14 protein-coding genes are annotated in these 18,108 nt (G+C 38.9%); 13 read left to right on the top strand and 1 reads right to left on the bottom strand.

Annotation, left to right across the window (positions count from 1 at the left end; all coding sequences use genetic code 11):
- Nucleotides 1-3 precede the first annotated feature (3 nt).
- The 13 genes from HCJ30_RS07760 to HCJ30_RS07700 all read left to right on the top strand — a co-directional run bounded on the left by HCJ30_RS07760 (nt 4) and on the right by HCJ30_RS07700 (nt 16,488).
- Entirely contained in the window at nt 4-1,035 is a 1,032-nt protein-coding gene (locus tag HCJ30_RS07760) for a F0F1 ATP synthase subunit delta (RefSeq protein ID WP_185391696.1), read from the top strand.
- Nucleotides 1,032-2,528, top strand: coding sequence for a F0F1 ATP synthase subunit alpha (locus tag HCJ30_RS07755; RefSeq protein WP_185391695.1), 1,497 nt, complete (start codon nt 1,032-1,034; stop codon nt 2,526-2,528). The genes HCJ30_RS07760 and HCJ30_RS07755 overlap by 4 nt, the downstream gene beginning before the upstream one ends.
- On the top strand, nt 2,525-3,397 hold the full coding sequence (locus tag HCJ30_RS07750) for a F0F1 ATP synthase subunit gamma (RefSeq protein WP_185391694.1): 873 nt from the start codon (nt 2,525-2,527) through the stop codon (nt 3,395-3,397). Before HCJ30_RS07755 ends, HCJ30_RS07750 begins: the two co-directional genes overlap by 4 nt.
- The gene (atpD, locus tag HCJ30_RS07745; protein ID WP_185391693.1) at nt 3,398-4,768 is read left to right on the top strand and encodes a F0F1 ATP synthase subunit beta; all 1,371 of its coding nucleotides are present in this window, start codon (nt 3,398-3,400) and stop codon (nt 4,766-4,768) included. It abuts the gene before it with no gap.
- 12 nt (nt 4,769-4,780) lie between these two features.
- Nucleotides 4,781-5,095 (top strand): F0F1 ATP synthase subunit epsilon, encoded by a 315-nt coding sequence (locus tag HCJ30_RS07740; protein WP_185391692.1) that lies wholly within the window; start codon nt 4,781-4,783, stop codon nt 5,093-5,095.
- Complete coding sequence (locus HCJ30_RS07735; RefSeq protein WP_185391691.1) at nt 5,092-5,652, top strand: hypothetical protein; 561 nt, start codon at nt 5,092-5,094, stop codon at nt 5,650-5,652. The genes HCJ30_RS07740 and HCJ30_RS07735 overlap by 4 nt, the downstream gene beginning before the upstream one ends.
- Nucleotides 5,653-5,742: 90 nt before the next feature.
- Nucleotides 5,743-11,679, top strand: coding sequence for a putative cellulose-binding protein LCP (gene lcp / locus HCJ30_RS07730; RefSeq protein WP_185391690.1), 5,937 nt, complete (start codon nt 5,743-5,745; stop codon nt 11,677-11,679).
- 147 nt (nt 11,680-11,826) lie between these two features.
- Entirely contained in the window at nt 11,827-12,462 is a 636-nt protein-coding gene (locus tag HCJ30_RS07725; protein ID WP_185391689.1) for a mpt operon Crp-Fnr family transcription regulator, read from the top strand.
- A 295-nt stretch (nt 12,463-12,757) separates the two neighbouring features.
- Nucleotides 12,758-13,723 (top strand): mannose/fructose/sorbose PTS transporter subunit IIA, encoded by a 966-nt coding sequence (locus HCJ30_RS07720; RefSeq protein WP_185391688.1) that lies wholly within the window; start codon nt 12,758-12,760, stop codon nt 13,721-13,723.
- 23 nt (nt 13,724-13,746) lie between these two features.
- On the top strand, nt 13,747-14,553 hold the full coding sequence (locus HCJ30_RS07715; RefSeq protein ID WP_003724931.1) for a PTS mannose/fructose/sorbose transporter subunit IIC: 807 nt from the start codon (nt 13,747-13,749) through the stop codon (nt 14,551-14,553).
- 21 nt (nt 14,554-14,574) lie between these two features.
- The gene (locus HCJ30_RS07710) at nt 14,575-15,486 is read left to right on the top strand and encodes a PTS system mannose/fructose/sorbose family transporter subunit IID (RefSeq protein WP_003721724.1); all 912 of its coding nucleotides are present in this window, start codon (nt 14,575-14,577) and stop codon (nt 15,484-15,486) included.
- Nucleotides 15,487-15,612: 126 nt separating this feature from the next.
- Entirely contained in the window at nt 15,613-16,002 is a 390-nt protein-coding gene (locus tag HCJ30_RS07705) for a DUF956 family protein (protein WP_003728941.1), read from the top strand.
- Between the two features lie 135 nt (nt 16,003-16,137).
- On the top strand, nt 16,138-16,488 hold the full coding sequence (locus HCJ30_RS07700; protein ID WP_185391687.1) for a DUF2200 domain-containing protein: 351 nt from the start codon (nt 16,138-16,140) through the stop codon (nt 16,486-16,488).
- A gap of 38 nt (nt 16,489-16,526) precedes the next feature.
- Here HCJ30_RS07700 and HCJ30_RS07695 read toward each other — a convergent pair whose 3' ends face one another.
- Complete coding sequence (locus HCJ30_RS07695; protein ID WP_185391686.1) at nt 16,527-18,023, bottom strand: polysaccharide pyruvyl transferase family protein; 1,497 nt, start codon at nt 18,021-18,023, stop codon at nt 16,527-16,529.
- Nucleotides 18,024-18,108 lie beyond the last annotated feature (85 nt).

Here is an 18,108-nt window from a genome sequence, read left to right as displayed (position 1 = left end):
AGCATGGAAAATATGATTCAGACGATAGTACTTTATGGTATTTTTGCAATTGGTTTTCTATATTTACTCTATTTTACTTTGCGAAAATTGGAAAATATCCTCACGAGCTTTTTTTACGAACTTAGCCAAGATAAATCACTTGAAAAAGAAAGTTTATTACGCCGCCTAAAACGACAAAAAGTGGCGACAAATCAGGAAGAACAGAGAAATAGACAATTAGCTATCGAAGCAGAACAGAAAGAGACCATTTTTCTTGAAGAAATCGACCAGTTAGTTGCTCGAAATAGAAAATATGAACAAGAATTACAAATTTGGCAAAATGAAAAATCAGCACAAATCATTGAAATTCCAAGTGTTGAAACAACGCCACATGCGCCGTTCAAATCGCTAAGTAGCTGTGTTAATGAAATCATTCAAAAGGTTTTTATTACATCTGAAGAAGAGGAAGCGCAACTTTTCACGGAAGCAATTCGTGAATTTGATGCACTAGTCCGGGTCGAAAAAATCCGTTTAGCTCTTCCTTACAAAGTCTTGTTACGTTTATTTGAAATGCATACGCCAGAAGAGTTGCACGCATTTACAAAGTCATTTGAAAAGTTCAATGAGCGCGCGAGCAAGCTTGCTGTGAAACAAATTTATCAGAGTAGCTACTTGTCGCCGGAACAAAAAGTGAAGGTGATGCGTGAAGACGGCACATTAGATGAACTTAATCATCAATTTGTCGAATTTCTATTCTATATGTTGACGCATTTTTCTTATCGTCAAACACGTGGACTTTACCGGAATTATATAGAAGTTTATAATGTCCACTTTTATACAGGACTTATTCGTGTAAATGTTGCTAACGAAGAATCAGCAAGTCACTTTGATAAGCTATGGCAACCGACACATACAGGCTATAAAATCGAGTATCAAGTTCAAAAAGAATTAATTGGTGGAGTTATTATCAATTATGGAACAAAGTCGATTGATATGAGTTATCAGGAACTAATCAAGCGCACAACAGAAAAAATGGAATCGGAAGTGAGACTTTGAAAACTATTCATTTTGATATGAACAAATACGAAACCCCTGTGGATTTGGAGTATTTAAAAGAACATGGCCGGGTTGAGAAAATCTCTGATGGTGTAATTTTTTCTTCTGGCTTAGAAAATGCGGCACTTCACCAAGCTGTTACGATTGACGGCAAACACCGCGGCGTAATCCTTGAATTAAATGAAGAATTTGTCGGTATCGGGTTAATTGATAAAACAAACGATATTTTAGAAGGAATGACGGTATCTGTTACGGATCATTTCATCGAAGTAAATCTGTTTGAAGATATGGCAGGTCGTATTATTGATACAACTGGAAAAATGTTATACGACATTAGCGATGAACAGCCAACTGCTACTTCCCCGCTATTTTGTGTAACGCCGGCGATTATGACGATTGATAGCGTTACTCGCCCGCTGAATACTGGGCTTGCAGTAATCGACTCTATCACACCGATTGGTCGAGGTCAGCGCCAACTAATCCTTGGCAACCGGCAATCAGGAAAAACCCAAATTGCAGTGGATACAATCATTAATCAACACAATCAAAATGTACATTGTATCTATGTAGCGATTGGTCTAAAAGCAGCTTATATTGCTGAAGTGATTGAAACACTGCGTAAACATGGCGCAATGGACTATTCGACAGTGGTTGCAACAGCTGCAAGTGATTCTCTTACCGCCCAATATTTAACCCCATACGCGGGAATGGCGGTCGCAGAGGCACTACGGGACCAAGGGAAAGACGTCTTAATTATTTTTGATGACTTAACAAAACATGCGGATGCTTATCGAGCGATTACGTTGCTCTTCAACCGTCCACCGGGAAGAGAAGCTTATCCAGGAGATAGTTTCTACATCCATTCAAGCCTTTTAGAACGTGCGGTACAAATGAATCAGGAGCATGGTGGCGGTTCTATTACTGCCATTCCAATGATTGAAACTTTATCTGATGATGTAACGGCGTATATTCCGACCAACGTTATTTCGATTACAGATGGTCAGTTGTTCTTAAAATCCGATTTATTCAACCGTGGACAAAAGCCAGCTGTAGATGTCGGCGTATCGGTTTCCAGAATAGGTGGCGACGCGCAACACCCGATTATTCGCAAACTTAGCAAGAATTTGACGCTGATACTTTCTCAGTTTGAAGAGTTAAAAGAATTACTGGATTTTGGTAATGCACTTGATGACGGAAGTATGAAAATGGTAACAGATGGAAAAATGTTGACCGAGCTATTTAAACAAAATATTTTGAGCCCGCTATCTGTGCCAGAATTAATTACCATTTTATATGCATTCCAAAATGGTTTCTTAAACAAAATGGCGCCAACGAATGTTCAATCTTTCAAAGGATTGTTATTAGAAAAAGCGCATGCTCATCCGGACTTTGAATCATTTTCGAACCAAATTGAGGAAATCAGTGAACTAGATGCATCTCACGTCAAACTATTAGAAGAAATTATTCAGGAAGCGGGGAGGCCTTTCCGTTGAGTAGCATAGACCAGGCGCGAAAAAAAATTAAAGCACTGAACTCAACTTATAAAATTGTCCATGTAACGGAATTAGCAACCCTTGGAAAACTTTCAGGTCTGCGGGAAAAAGCTGAAGCGGCCGTTAGTTATTATGAAACTATCTTGAAAAGTTTGCGATGGGTTAGAAAAACGATGTATACCAGCAAAAACATACAAGCAATAGAAGAAAAAAATGTGACTGCACTTGCGATTACATCCGAACGAGGGCTTTGTGGAGCCTATAATAGTGAAGTTTTTGCTGAAATAGATAAATTGATTGAAACGCTTGGTGATCAAGTGAACATTAACTGGATTGTGGTGGGGGAACAAGGGCATCGTTATTTAACGAATCTAGGTCAGAAAATCACCACATACTTGCAGTTTTCGCTTGAAAATATTGATTTGGAAACAACGACAGAAGTGACAGCGGATTTTATTGATCAAATTAATAAACAAGAAATGGATGCACTTTATGTTATTTTCACAAAATATCTTAATGCCGTTCAATCAGAAGCGATGTGCGAAAAAATTTATCCAGATATTCCTGAAGAATCAGATGCGGAGTCAATCGAAGTTGATTATGTACTTGATTTTGAGACGGATGACGAACAAGTAGAGCAGTTGTTACTAGAAAATTATCTATGTGGGTTGCTTTACAGCATGTTCCGCTATTCGGTTGCAAGTGAGTATTGTATGCGCCGAATTGCGATGAAACAAGCGAAAGATAACATTCATAAGCAGCATGAAGAAGCCGTTTTTGATGCTAGAAAAAAAGCATTACAACAAAAAACAGGCGAATTGTTGGATATCATCAGCGGCGCACAGACAATCAGGAAGGAAGAAGAATAAATGAAAAAAAACACTGGGACCATTATAAGCATTAGTGGTTTTGTTTTAAAAATTGAATTTAATGAAAGCGAACTCCCTGAAATTAGCCATGCGCTCGAATATGAGACACACCAAGGAACTTATTTAGCGGAAGTCGTTCAACATACTGGTATTAATACTGTTTCAGCAATTGCGATTGGGGAAGTTAGTGGTTTGGCAAGGGGCGCAGAAGTCGTTAATCTTGGTCATCCAATTGAAGTTCCTGTTGGAGAAACGGTTCAAGGACGGATGCTGAATGTTTATGGCAAAGCGATCGATGGACTACCCGAACCAGAAGCTAAAGTTAAATGGCCAATTTTCCGTGAACAGCCTTTACTTCGAGAATTAGATACAAATAAAGAAATCCTTTATACCGGCATCAAAGTTATCGATTTGATTTGTCCGATTTTAAAAGGTGGTAAAACGGGGCTTTTCGGTGGTGCTGGAGTTGGGAAATCCGTTTTAATGCAAGAGTTGATTAACAATATCAGTATGATGGGCGGAAATTCCGTTTTTACAGGGGTTGGCGAGCGTGTCAGAGAAGGTATTGGTTTATATAAAGAATTAGAATCTAGTGGTGTATTACCGCAAACAACCGTCGTACTTGGCCAAATGAACGAGTCGCCTGGTGTCCGTATGCGTGTAGCGTTAACAGGCCTTACAATCGCAGAATATTTACGTGATGAAGAGAAAAAAGATGTTTTACTATTTATCGATAATGTCTTTCGTTTCATCCAAGCAGGTTCCGAAGTATCCTCTTTGCAAGGTAAAATTCCGATTACGGGGGGATATCAGTCAACACTTTCAAAAGAAGTGGGTGATTTTCAGGATAGAATCGCATCTACTAAGAATGGCTCGATTACGTCAATCCAATGTGTATTCTTACCGGCCGATGATATTGATGACCCATCCGCGGTTGCAACGTTCAGTCACCTAGACTCAACGATTGTATTAGAACGTTCGATTGCAGCATTAGGGATTTTCCCAGCTGTTAATCCACTTCAATCATTCTCCCGGGCTCTTAATCCAACCTTTGTTGGCGAACGTCATTACCAATTAGCTGTACAAGTGAAATTTATTTTACAACGCTATATGGAATTGCAAGAAATCATCAACGTGCTTGGTATGGCTGAGTTGAGCGACGAGGATAAAAAACTCGTTCACCGGGCACGGAAAATTCGTAACTTCCTATCACAACCATTTTATGTTTCCGAAAAATTCACTGGTACAGAAGGGATTTTTGTTGAAATTGAAGACTTACTGGTTAGTGTGGAGCGTATTCTGAGTGGCGAATATGATGAACGTTCAGAGCGAGAATTCTTGTTTATAGGATCCTACAAAGACTTGAAATAGGAGGAGAGGCAAATGAAATTAAAAATCGTCTCGCCTATGGGGCAATTTTTTGAAGGTGATGTAGAGGGATTTGTTATCAATACAAAAGAAGGGCAGCAAACGGTATTAGAAGAACATATCGATTGCCTGAGTTTCTTTGATTATAGTGAAATTACTATTTTAGATAGTGCGGCTACTGAGCCTATCTTTGTTGCCCTCGGTTATTTACATCTAGTTCAAAATGAAGCAAATATCATGGCGCAATTTGCTTCAACAGATGCCAATCAAGCTGAACGGATTTTTGAAAGACTTAGTAAGCGAAAACAAGGAGGGCGGGGGATTATATGACGAGCGGATTTTTGGATACATTGCTACAAATTGTTTCTTTGTTTGCTGCTTTTTTTCTAATAGTTTTGCTGCTTCTTGCCGGTATTCGCCATTTTTTAACCCGAGATGAAATACCTTTAGAAAGAGTCCGGCGGTATCAATCGTGGTACCAACGTTTTCAACTGGACGGGGAAGTTACAGCTTTCATTGTCGTTATTAGCGCAACGCTTTTAGTGTGTATCATAGCGTTACAAATATTGGCAATACCTTTCCAATTTATACTATTCATGTTTTGGAGCACGTGGTTATTTCATCTACTTTCCTTGTGGCAGAAAACACGGGTAGCTCAAAAGTTCAAAAAAGAAATGATGCAGTTACTAGGTTTACTTTTAATTACTGGCTTGTACTTTGTTGGATATTTTGCAATGAATACTATGCATTCTGTGCTTGTACAAGTAGTTGGATCTCCTTGGCCGATTGAGTTTGGAATAAGGAGTTACCTAGTTCTTTGTAGCCTGCTTGTGGCAGGAGGAGCCGTATTTATATGGCAACGTATCTATGTGAAATTGCTGAAATAATTTTAATAAAAAAATCCTCAGCGTCCGCGGTTAGATTAACGGAAAACACATCCCGGGCAATTTGGAAAATTCAAAAGGAGATAAACTTATATGATAAAAACAACAAGCTTGAGGCGTTCCTTATTGTTAGTCATGGCTGCTTTATTAATACTCGGTCAGCTTAATCTTTCTTCATTCCGAGTTTTTGCAGAAGAAAATGGTAATGATTCCGTTTCTTATACGGTTCAAAATGAGCTTTCAAGCGACAAAAAGAAAGCTACACTGACACTTAAAGCCACACCGAAAAACACGCAAGTTAAAATTTTAGCTATAGAAACGCCTGACGGAGAAAAAACAGATGGCGAGGAAGCTGAATATGTAGCTACCAAAAATGGCTCTGTCGACTTTATTATTTCCTACAAAGATAAAGCTGGCGCAGAAAAAGAATATACTGCTTCTTATAAAGTAAGCGAAATATCTGAAGAGACGGCAACTGTAACTCCTGGTAAAACAGGGCTTAAATCCAGTGCGCCGACTGTAGCCTTAAATATTCCCGATTATAACAAGACAGCTTGGGGTAACGGGGATATCAAAGACGTTTCTGTCACAGTAGAGTTTAATAATAATAGTTCCGCTGGTAAAAAAATAAATTTCACGTTACCAGATGGTATGCGATTTGTTTCGCTACCTGTTCCAAGCAGCTACCAACCAACAAGTAGCTCTGATTCAAGTATTTTAAGTTATTTTGGCGCTGGTAATCCGGTTGGAGACTCGATTACTTCGGTGACAGTTCCTGATAAAGAGGCGGGTTATAACAAGGCCACTTATGGAACAGTTAGTTATGAGCTAGAGCCTGCCACGGAGAAACTAACGCTTAGCTTTTCTGTTCAAGTAGATGCAGCCAAGTATTATGGCACAGCAGACTTGAAATCACCTATTAAAGTCGATGCTTACATGGGTGAGGGAAGCACGCCGGTTGCCTCAGCAGAGCAAAGCGTTCACGCCGAAGGAAAAAATGTTGTCGGTTACGCTTCTCAAAAGAGTGTTCAAACCATGTTTAGAAACTGGTATACATCGTCCTTTTTACCAGAAGTGACGGCAAGTACAGATACAGAAGATTCTTATAATTATACAAAACCATATTCAGTTGTAAATGGTATCAACCAAACAGATAGCCGTGGATCAAGAATCTTTGTTCCCAAAAATGTTACAACGACCCTTTATTATCCAGAAGGTATGGAGTATGCTGGCGTAGTTAACGAAGGTAAAAGTGTACTTGGAAATACTGACAATAGAACCATCACCCATTATCCAAGCGAAAATAAAGTCGTTATCGATTTCAAACAAGAAAATTACTATGGCGTAGTAGAAACCATTTTTGCGGTCAAATATAAAGTGCCAGCTGGAACCCCGGTTGGGACCTATACGGCACCTAAAGTCCCGCATGCGGTTATTACAACATATGATGACCAAGTATTTGAAACAGACGCATTAACCAACGATTCCAACGATACAACAACGCTAGCTGCGAAAGATACATGTAAAGTAGTTGGTGGAACTGCGAATAAAATGGTTATGCTACCAAGAAATTACTATATTAACCCAGATAATGAAACTTGGGCAGGTCTTATTCAGATTAACAATAAGCAAACTGCCGGAGTGAAAACAAACCAAGTTTACCAAATTAAATTTGATGAAAACTGGGAAGCATACACAGTCAATTTACCTTTTGATGGCAAATTAGCTGGCAATAAAGCAACAGATGTACAATATAAAACCAATTTAAATCCAGAATATCGAACTTACGAAGGTACTCTTCCTAAAACAAATGCGAATAAAATGCTAACGCTAGAAGCAACGGCAGTAGGTCTTCAAGAAGGGGAATACTTTACAGAAGTAAAAGCAAATGTAGGGGACTTCTCTACCGGATTTACAAATATTGATACTTCCGCACCGTTCAAAGCAGCCAACAGCGCATCATACGGGATAGTGAAGCCGGGTATCACTTCGATTCAATTTGATGTTAATATTTGGGGTGCTGAGGATGAAGAAAATACCAAGGTTACTGGTTCATCGACATATACCGTTACGACTGGTGTAAGCGCGGCAGCCAATGGGACAGCTTCATTCTACAACAGTGAAGGCGCACTAATTAAGACTGCTCGTGCGGGAGACACAGTAACCACAAAAGCATCATTAATTATGCATGATTACCCATATGGAACAAGAACCGTCCTTAACAATCCAGAAATTTATTTACGTCAATTAGAAGGAACAACGGTTAAACCGGGATCTATTAAACTGACAGATCAAGACGGCAAAGAAGTCGATTTTTCTGTTGAAGCGAAATCAGCTAATAACGGCGATAAAGTATATGTTATCAAAACAACAGATGTAACAGTGGGCGAATATATCGGTTATCCCGCTAAAAAACAATATTTGAATATTAGCTATAACACAACATTTGATATGACTCTAAGTAAGAGTATCCACACAGATATTCAAGAGTTGCTTGCATGGGGTGGAAGTAACGTTACTTCGGCGCTAGGAGCGAATGTTTTCCCAGATAATGGGCTTGATGTGAACCAAAATGGTAAAGATGCAGAACGATTGTTGTCCACTAACACAAGTACGCTAAGTGTTCCTAAACAAGATACAGTTACAGTAGAAACTTTCCTAAATGTAGCTGGAGAAGGAATTAAAGCGGCTTATGTAGAAGATGATGACAGCACAGTTTCGTATTTCACACCAGGAACTGACGCGGATTACATGGTTAAGATTACCAATACTTCAAGCGGAAGTGCTGAAAGCTTAGATATTTACATCCCAATTCCAAAAACTGGTCAAGACTTTGGCTCGAAATTCCAAAGTGAACCTTTTAAATGGGATATGAAGCTAAGTGACGCGCTTGCAATGACAGACGCGCAAAAAGCGCAGTTTGACGTAAGCTATACAACGGAAGCGACTTCCAATAACTATACGACAGATGGTATCTACAGTAATACACTTGCCGATTACGGAAAAGCCAATATGGTTCGTATCAAAGTGAAAACAGAGATTGAATCTGGAGAAACGCAAACAATTAAAGTTCCACTAAAAGTAGATGAAACTTTTGATTCTGCTACAGCTGGAAATAAAATTGGTGAACGTGACGTATACAACCCTTACTATGCAGTTACAACAAACACTTACTCCGGATCTATCGCAGGTACTCGAGTAGGCGCAGAATTAGTAATTGTAGAAGTAGCAGGTAGATTATTTAAAGACAAAAATGCAAATGGTGTATATGAATCAGCGCAAAGTGATACACCGCTTGCGAATGAAACAGTTGAATTATATAAATGGAATGAAACGAATTCAACGTATGAACCATTTACTAAAGATGGGCAAAATGTAACGACAACAACCGATGCAAATGGAGATTATAAGTTTGACTACAATCTAGGTATTGGTTACGGAAAATATGCAGTTAAATTCCCTGATAAAGAAGGCCACAAATTTACCTTGCAGAACGTTGGTAAAGATAAATCGTTAAATAGTGCGACGCCGAATTTAGGCGCTGAGACTGGTTGGGTAAAAGAAATCGATCCAGCACAACCAGATGCACAACATATCAACGCAGGTTATATTTCTTACGTGCCTGAAACAGATTTAAAAGTAAACTTAAATGAAAAAATAGTTCAAGAAGGAAAAAGCTTAAAGATTACTCTGCCAAAAGTAGCGCAAACAAATGGCGAAGCAGCAGAAGATACAATCGAACCAGACTTTTTCCAAAAAATCCAAGCAACAACAGATGGCTATAAGTGGACTACAGCTAATGCGGGAATAGCGACAGCGAAAACTCTAAGCGATGGTTCCGGCGCAATCGTAGGCGTTTCTACTAATGGAAAAACAATGGCAGCTACAGACCTTACGATTGCAGTTAAAGACATTTTTGGAACAGAACAGAAGTCTACTGCACCGATTTATGTAACAGCAACGAGCGGCAATACTGCTCAGAAAGACCAACTAAGAATCGGAGCAACTAACTTCACGCTTGAATACAAAGATGCACTAGCCCTAACAGAAGCTCAAGCAGTGACAAAAGCAAAAACAGCAGCTTTTGAAGAAGTGAAAAATGGCGTAAATTCAAACGCACAAGATCGGACAAATGTAGTAAAAGTTGACGAAACACAACTAAAAGCTATTCAAAACGGTCCAAATCAAGGTGGCACATATCCGCTTACCTACACATTGGAACAAGATGGCAAAGAAGTGGAAGTAGTCATTCAAGTAAAAGTTGAAAAAGATTTAACAATAGTGAACGCGCATGATTCTATAATTTATGTAGGCGATAGTTGGAGAGCGGCTGATAACTTCGATAGCGCGCTTAACAAAGAAGGAGAAGCCGTTGCTTTTGCGGATATCGTAGTCACTGGTTCGGTTGATACGACAACAGCTGGCACGTATCCAGTATCTTATAAATACAACGATATGGTAACTACTATTAATGTTACGGTAAAAGACAATGCAACCGAAGTTAATGCGCATGATTCTACCATTTATACTGGAGATACTTGGAGTGCGAAAGATAACTTTGATAGTGCCGCAGATAAAGATGGTAATCCAATCACTTTTGATAAAATTACTGTGACAAATACAGTCAACACAACGCAAGCCGGCACGTATCCAATCACCTATACGTATGCAGGTGAAGCAAAAACAATCACTGTAACAGTAAAAGAAAACAAAAAAGGAATTAATGCACACAATGCCACTATTTATGTAGGCGATAGTTGGACAGCTGAGGATAACTTTGATAATGCCGTAGATAAAGACGGTGATCCAGTAGCCTTTTCCGAAGTGAGCGTTACAGAGACGCCGGCGGTAAATACAAATAAAGCTGGCACATATCAAATCAAATATAGTTTTGATGGAGCTACTAAAACAGTGACATTAACAGTGAAAAATATTCAAACAGCTGTAAATGCGCATAACTCCACAATTTATATTGATGAGCCGTGGGATGCAAAAGATAACTTTGATAGCGCACGCGATAAAGACGGGAATGCGGTCACTTTTGCAGATATTACAGTAGAAGGAAGTGTCGATAATACGCAAGCCGGCACGTATCCAATCACTTACAAATACGATGGTTTTTCTAAAACGATTCAAGTCTCCGTGAAAAATCCGCAAACAGCTATTTATGCGCATGATTCTGTGGTTTATACTGGAGATACTTGGACAGCAAAAGACAATTTTGACCGAGCGATTGATAAAGCTGGAAACGCGGTTGCTTATAAAGACATTACAGTGGAAGATGCTGCTGATGTTGACTTAGCAACTCCGGGCACTTATTCCGTGACATATCGTTACGCGGGAGTTTCAAAAGTCGTGCAAATCACTGTAAAACCAAGACAGACGAAAGTGGAAAGCCACGACAGCACAATTTATGCTGGGGATGATTGGCAAGCGAAAGATAACTTTGACACGGCTACGAACAAACAAGGCGACAACGTGAAATTGGCTAACGTAACAGTCACAGGTCAAGTTGATACACAAACGCCAGGCACATACGAAATTACCTATAGTTATGATGGTGTGACAAGTGTATCTCATGTGACAGTACTACAAAATCACGCGAAAATTATCGTCCATGATAGTCAGCTACAACTAAATGGAAAATGGGATCCGAAAGACAATTTCGTTAGCGCAATGTCGAGAAATGGTAGCGAAATCCCACTTTCTAATGTAAAAGTCACAGGGAAAGTTAATACTAAAAAAGCTGGCACCTACAAAGTCACTTACACAATTGACCCTAATGAAGGTACAGCAGACGCAGGCAAGAAAGAATTATCCGTGGTTGCTAACATTCAAGTAGCTGAGAAAGAAGCGATTAGCAAAGGCGGCAACGATTTGACGGAAGTAAAACAGCGCACAGCAACATTCCGTGAAGCGATTCCAAGAACTGGCGATCAAATGAACTTATGGATTGTCTTGCTAGGAGTTTGCTTAGTAGGATTAGCGTTATTCCTATGGATCAATAGACAGAGAAGAAGTCATAAATAAACAAAACGGGGAGGTAGGGAGTCTTAAATTGGAGGCTGGCCTACCTTTTCCCGCTGAATGAAACAAATTTTTTTCCGTGAACAGACAGAGATAGTTCGGCCGGTAGCCCAATTTTTTTAAAAGACATGGGAGGAAAGGAAATAGAAAATGACTTTTTTAGAATTTCATAAACTAATCAGTCAAGATTTGCTGATTTATTCATGGATTAGAAAGAATTTTTCTCTTACTCACCAAGAATTGGAGGTAGGTAAGGAACTTAAATTGCAACATGGACAAATAATCATCATGGAAAAAGGTTTAATGATACAAAAGAGCGCGGGAAAGAAACCCACAATTGAACGAATATTTGCGGGTGAACGTATTATTTACACAACGGAAAGAGTATTACTGCTATCCGCGTTAGAAAGTACAACCTATAGCATTATTCCAACAGATGAACTATTCGAGAAGCTAGACGAGCACAATTTATTATCGAATTTCTTCTTGCAGATAGCGGAAGATTTTGAGAAAAGCTTAGAATGGCAAAGAGAAATAATGTCAGCAGAACCCGAAGAACGAGTGGAAAAAGTTTTACTGAGAATTATCAAATGGTACGAATTAAATCCAGTAAGCAAGCCCGTATTTCCACGATGGCTAAAAATTTACGTCCTAGCAAAGTTAGCCAAATGCTCCGTTTCAACGACCTCATTAATCATAAATGGCTTGGTTGAAAAAGGAATAATTAATGTTAAAAAGACACCTTGGATTTTAATGCAGGATTTAGAAGTATTATGTGTCTTGTAAATAGCATAAAAAAACTACTCAAATATAATTTTTGGGTAGTTTTTTTACTTTTTATAGGGATTATGATGAATTAATAGCGATTTTTTGATATACATTATCAATTTCATGAATACACTAAATTATAATACATGTTTTTCTGTATCGACGAACGATACACTAATTAATACCGTAAAATTTTAATTCGGAAAAGTACTGATACAACAGTATTCTAGTCGCAATACTATAAAGTTGGCACGGAACTTGCAATAAATAGAGCGGGTAGCAAAATAAATGAATTATATTAGGAGGGAAAAAGATGGTAGGAATTATCCTCGCAACTCACGGTGAATTTGCTGAAGGTATTTTGCAGTCCGGAACAATGATTTTCGGCGAGCAAGAAAACGTTAAAGCAATCACTTTGATGCCAAGCGAAGGTCCAGAAGACATCAAAGCTAAAATGGAAGCTGCAATTGCATCCTTTGATAGCCAAGATGAAGTTTTATTCTTAGTGGATCTTTGGGGAGGCACACCATTCAATCAAGCAAACGGTCTTTATGAACTCAATAAAGATAAGTGGGCAATCGTAGCAGGACTTAACTTGCCAATGTTGATTGAAGCTTTCTCATCACGTTTTACAATGGAAAGCGCACATGAAATCGCAGCAAATATCCTTGCGCCAGCTCAAGAAGGTATCCGTGTGAAACCAGAAGAACTACAACCGCAAGTTACAGCTACTGAACAGCCACAAGCAGAAATCGCTGCAGTTGGTGATGGAAAAATTGAATTCGTTCTAGCACGTGTTGATTCACGTCTCTTGCATGGTCAAGTAGCCACTGCATGGACAAAAGCAACACACCCAACAAGAATTATCGTCGTTTCAGATGCAGTTGCAAAAGACGATCTTCGTAAAAAATTAATCGAGCAAGCAGCACCACCAGGAGTAAAAGCTAACGTTATCCCAGTCCAAAAAATGATTGAGATTTCAAAAGATCCACGTTTCGGCAATACAAAAGCACTTTTATTATTCGAAAATCCTCAAGATGTTTTACGCGCAATTGAAGGTGGCGTAGAAATCGAACAAGTAAACGTTGGTTCCATGGCTCACTCTGTAGGTAAAGTTGTTGTTAGCAAAGTACTTTCCATGGGTAAAGATGATGTTGCCACTTTTGAGAAATTAAAAGAAAAAGGCGTTAAATTCGATGTACGTAAAGTCCCTAATGACTCAAGCGCAAACATGGAAGACATCATTAAAAAAGCAAAAAATGAACTAAAGACACAATAAAAAATTAAAATAGGAGGTTTATTATGTCTGTCATATCAATAATTTTAGTAGTACTTATTGCATTTTTAGCAGGTATTGAAGGAATTCTGGATGAATTTCAGTTCCATCAGCCACTAATCGCATGTACATTAATTGGTCTCGTAACAGGTAACTTAACAGCATGTATCATCCTTGGCGGAACTCTACAAATGATCGCACTTGGATGGGCAAACATCGGAGCAGCCGTAGCACCAGATGCCGCGCTTGCCTCAGTAGCTTCAGCAATTATATTAGTATTAGGTGGACAAGGGGTAGCGGGTATTCCATCCGCAATCGCGATTGCAATTCCACTAGCAGTAGCAGGTCTTTTCTTAACAATGATCGTTCGTACATTGGCAGTTCCAATTGTTCACTTGATGGACAGAGCCGCTGAAAAAGGGAATATACGCAGCGTAGAGTGGTTACATATTTCAGCAATTTGTATGCAAGGTATCCGTATCGCAATTCCAGCAGCAGCACTTTTATTCATTCCAGCAGACAGCGTTCAATCTTTCTTAGAAGCAATGCCAGCTTGGTTAACAGATGGTATGGCTATCGGTGGAGGAATGGTAGTTGCCGTTGGTTATGCACTAGTTATCAACATGATGGCTACTAAAGAAGTATGGCCGTTCTTCGTTATCGGTTTCGTAGTAGCTGCAATTTCTCAACTTACACTTATCGCAATCGGTGCTCTAGGTGTTGCACTTGCTCTTATTTACCTTAACCTATCTAAAATGGGTGGCGGTAACTCAAACGGCGGTGGAGGCGGAAACTCTCGCGATCCACTGGGCGATATATTAAACGACTATTAATAAAAAAAGGAGGAGAATAGAATGGCAGAAAAAATCGAATTATCAAAGAGAGACCGTCTACGCGTAGCATGGCGCTCTACGTTCATTCAAGGTTCATGGAACTACGAACGTATGCAAAATGGTGGCTGGGCATTCTCTATGATTCCCGCTATTAAAAAATTATATAAAACTAAAGAAGATCGTTCGCAAGCTCTAAAACGTCACTTAGAATTCTTTAATACACATCCATATATTGCATCTCCAATTCTTGGGGTAACACTTGCACTGGAAGAAGAACGTGCAAATGGTGCAGAAGTCGATGATGTAGCAATTCAAGGGGTTAAAGTTGGTATGATGGGACCTCTAGCTGGTGTTGGTGACCCAGTATTCTGGTTTACAATTCGTCCAATGTTAGGAGCATTAGGTGCTTCTCTTGCCTTGAGTGGAAACATTCTTGGACCAATTTTATTCTTCGTTGCTTGGAACGTAATCCGTTGGGGCTTCATGTGGTATACACAAGAATTCGGCTACAAAGCTGGTTCGAAAATTACTGATGACCTTTCTGGTGGATTACTACAAGACATTACAAAAGGTGCTTCGATACTCGGGATGTTCGTCCTCGCCGCCTTGGTGCAGAGATGGGTAAATATCCAGTTTGCGCCAATTATCTCGAAAGTTAAACTTGATGAAGGTGCGTATATTGATTGGAGTCATCTTCCACAAGGCGCTCAAGGTATCAAAACTGCGTTAGAACAACAACAAGCAGGTTTAGCTCTTTCTGAAATTAAAGTAACAACCTTGCAAAATAACTTGGATAACTTAATCCCAGGACTTGCAGCAGTAGCTCTTACATTCTTATGTATGTGGTTACTTAAGAAAAAAATCAGCCCAATTATCATCATTCTAGGTCTATTCGTAGTTGGTATAGTTGGTCACTTAATCGGGCTTCTGTAAAAATAAGCTGATCGAAAAGAGGCTGGTGCAATATTCACCGAGCCTCTTTTCGTTTAGATATATGACACAGATAAACGAATACGGTATAATAAACAAAACAAGCGAAAAGAAATGGAGCGAATACAGTTGGTTCAATCGATTAATACAAAGGTAGACTTAACAATAGATGCCACCGCGTATACTGGACTTACAGATTACGGGAAAATTATGATTGGCGACAAAGGTTTTGAATTTTTCAACTCACGTGATGTGCGGAAATTCGTCCAAATTCCTTGGGAAGAAGTAGATCAAGTTATCGTATCCGTTATGCTAAAAGGCAAGTGGATTCCTCGCTACGCCATTAAAACAAAGCGCAACGGCACATACACATTTGCTTCTAAAAAGCCTAAAGAAGTTTTACGTAAAATACGAGTTTATGTCGACCCAGCCAATATGGTGAGCTCGCTCAGTTTCTTTGACGTTATGAAGCGCTCGTTTCGGTCGATATTTAGCAAGAAGAAAAACAAAAATAAATAAGCCGATTTATACCGAAAAGCTTCAATGGACTTATTGTCTGTTGATGCTTTTTTTCGTACATAATAATTGAACAAATAGCGTATTTTGATACAATAGAAAGTGTCATTAAAACACAATCAAAGGAGGAACACCCACATGAAAAAACCAAGAATCTACACAATGTCATTCGCTAGTGTATACCCTCTTTACATACAAAAAGTGGAGAAAAAAGACCGCACAAAAGAAGAAGTGGACGAAATTATTTTCTGGCTAACAGGCTACGACCAAGCATCCTTACAACAAGCTATCGATCAAGAAATTGATTTCGAAACCTTTTTCAACCAAGCTCCAAAAATGAACCCCAATGCTTCTTTGATTACCGGAGTTATTTGCGGCTACCGGGTGGAAGAAATTGAAGATAAACTGATGCAACAAATTCGCTATTTGGATAAATTAGTTGATGAACTCGCAAAAGGGAAAAAGATGGAGAAAATTTTACGAAAATAAGTAAAAAGCAGCCAATTTAAAGGCTGCTTTTTTGTTTATCAGCTTTTGGAAACTTTCTTTTTAACGTCTGCTAGTGAGTTAACAACCTTTAAGGTCATTTTTACGGATTTTCGATTTAAAGTCCCTTGATAATGTTTGATTTTGTTCGTTAGTTCATTATTTTTATTTGTTGTAAGTTGTAATTTTTGTTCGGCTTGTTTAAGTTCGTTTTCTAAGTGTTTATTTTTTTCTTGGTGTTTTTTGTTTTGGTCCGCGGTAGTTTTTTTCAGTTGGGTAAGTTGGTTATTAACGAGGTTGACTCGGTATTTGGTGCTAAAATCATGCCTTTCTTTTAATAGATTGGCAGAAAATTTTACTCGATTTAGCATCTCTGTTGGATTTAATGTGGAAATGACTTCTGGGCTAGTGGGGAAATTAATGGATTGAATAAGTTCGTCCATTGGGGCAGATTTTCTGTTTTTGTCGTGTTTATAGATGTGATTTAGCCCATTTGTATCTAAGAAATCAATGTAATTATCGAAATTCTGCGCTTGCACTTTTTCAGCAGATTTTAGATCGACTTTACCGAGTAATTCTTGCATGTTGCTGATTTTCTTTAGTTCGTCAATTGTGACGTGAGGAAGGGCGTGATAGGAAGCTAGTTCGCGCATTCGGGCATCTTGTACAAATGAGATATTAGGTGTTCCGACGATTGTAGGAATAACGTTGCCATGCAAGCGAGAACCAATACTAAAATCAATATTTTTCACGAAATCATACCAACTAGGCATGCTAGTAAAGTATTTCACGCGGCCTTCTTGATAATATTTATGTTCGATATTTGTGGGATAACCTTTGATATCGCTAGTAATATCTGGGCCACCAGCGTACATTAAATGGAATTCGTCTAGGTGTTGGGGGATAAAGTGATAGTCTTTGTATGTAGTAATCAGATTGTTTAAGAATTGGATAGCAGTTTCTGAAGAGGTTGGAGATGCGTTAATCGCGATGGAGGATTGATGTGTTAAGTGTAAGTCTCTTATTTTTATTTCTCGTCCGAATGTATAAAGGGAAGGACAACCAATTACTCGAAAGTCGAGGTCATCATTAAAGCCTAGCTTTTTTAGGTAATCAGCAGTAATTTGTCCGCGGACTCCAATTTGAGCTGATTTTTCTAAGACTGCTTTTACAAAGTTAGTAACATCTTCATCAAAAGCAAAACCCTCATCTAGTTGTGGTTCGTAATTCGCTCGTAAGCCTACGCCCGTGACGACGACGGGGATTTTTAATTTGCGTATAAGTTGGGTGTAATTGCGGAGTATGGGCCTGAAGTCATCTCGAAACGCGTCTGCTAAAGGCATAACATAGAGGTCGTAATTTTCATTGATTTTTTCTGCGAGGTTAGGGTTAGATGACAGCCCATCTGCGTGTATTTCTACATCGTCATTCCATAAAGCTCGATAAATACTGTATTGATAAGCAAGGTTGCCGTTGTTAAAACCTGTCCGATCTTTTAAATAGAGGTCTTCCGGCATGTATACATTCGTGGGTCGCATGCCTGACCTAATTAATATTCTTTTCACTAAAAAAACCACATCCTTAAGTAAGTTGATATTTAAATTATATCAAAATGTTAATAAG

Origin of the sequence: Listeria cossartiae subsp. cossartiae (assembly GCF_014224155.1) — a bacterium.
Lineage (GTDB): Bacteria > Bacillota > Bacilli > Lactobacillales > Listeriaceae > Listeria > Listeria cossartiae.
This window is presented reverse-complemented; position numbering and strand designations above follow the sequence as displayed.

Bases quoted from the DNA above. Each gene is read 5' to 3' on its own strand.
- HCJ30_RS07735 (WP_185391691.1), top strand. From the start codon at position 5,092: ATGACGAGCGGATTTTTGGATACATTGCTACAAATTGTTTCTTTGTTT.
- HCJ30_RS07710 (WP_003721724.1), top strand. From the start codon at position 14,575: ATGGCAGAAAAAATCGAATTATCAAAGAGAGACCGTCTACGCGTAGCA.
- HCJ30_RS07715 (WP_003724931.1), top strand. From the start codon at position 13,747: ATGTCTGTCATATCAATAATTTTAGTAGTACTTATTGCATTTTTAGCA.
- HCJ30_RS07695 (WP_185391686.1), bottom strand. From the start codon at position 18,023: ATGCGACCCACGAATGTATACATGCCGGAAGACCTCTATTTAAAAGAT.
- HCJ30_RS07720 (WP_185391688.1), top strand. From the start codon at position 12,758: ATGGTAGGAATTATCCTCGCAACTCACGGTGAATTTGCTGAAGGTATT.
- atpD (WP_185391693.1), top strand. From the start codon at position 3,398: ATGAAAAAAAACACTGGGACCATTATAAGCATTAGTGGTTTTGTTTTA.
- HCJ30_RS07760 (WP_185391696.1), top strand. From the start codon at position 4: ATGGAAAATATGATTCAGACGATAGTACTTTATGGTATTTTTGCAATT.
- HCJ30_RS07700 (WP_185391687.1), top strand. From the start codon at position 16,138: ATGAAAAAACCAAGAATCTACACAATGTCATTCGCTAGTGTATACCCT.
- lcp (WP_185391690.1), top strand. From the start codon at position 5,743: ATGATAAAAACAACAAGCTTGAGGCGTTCCTTATTGTTAGTCATGGCT.
- HCJ30_RS07740 (WP_185391692.1), top strand. From the start codon at position 4,781: ATGAAATTAAAAATCGTCTCGCCTATGGGGCAATTTTTTGAAGGTGAT.
- HCJ30_RS07725 (WP_185391689.1), top strand. From the start codon at position 11,827: ATGACTTTTTTAGAATTTCATAAACTAATCAGTCAAGATTTGCTGATT.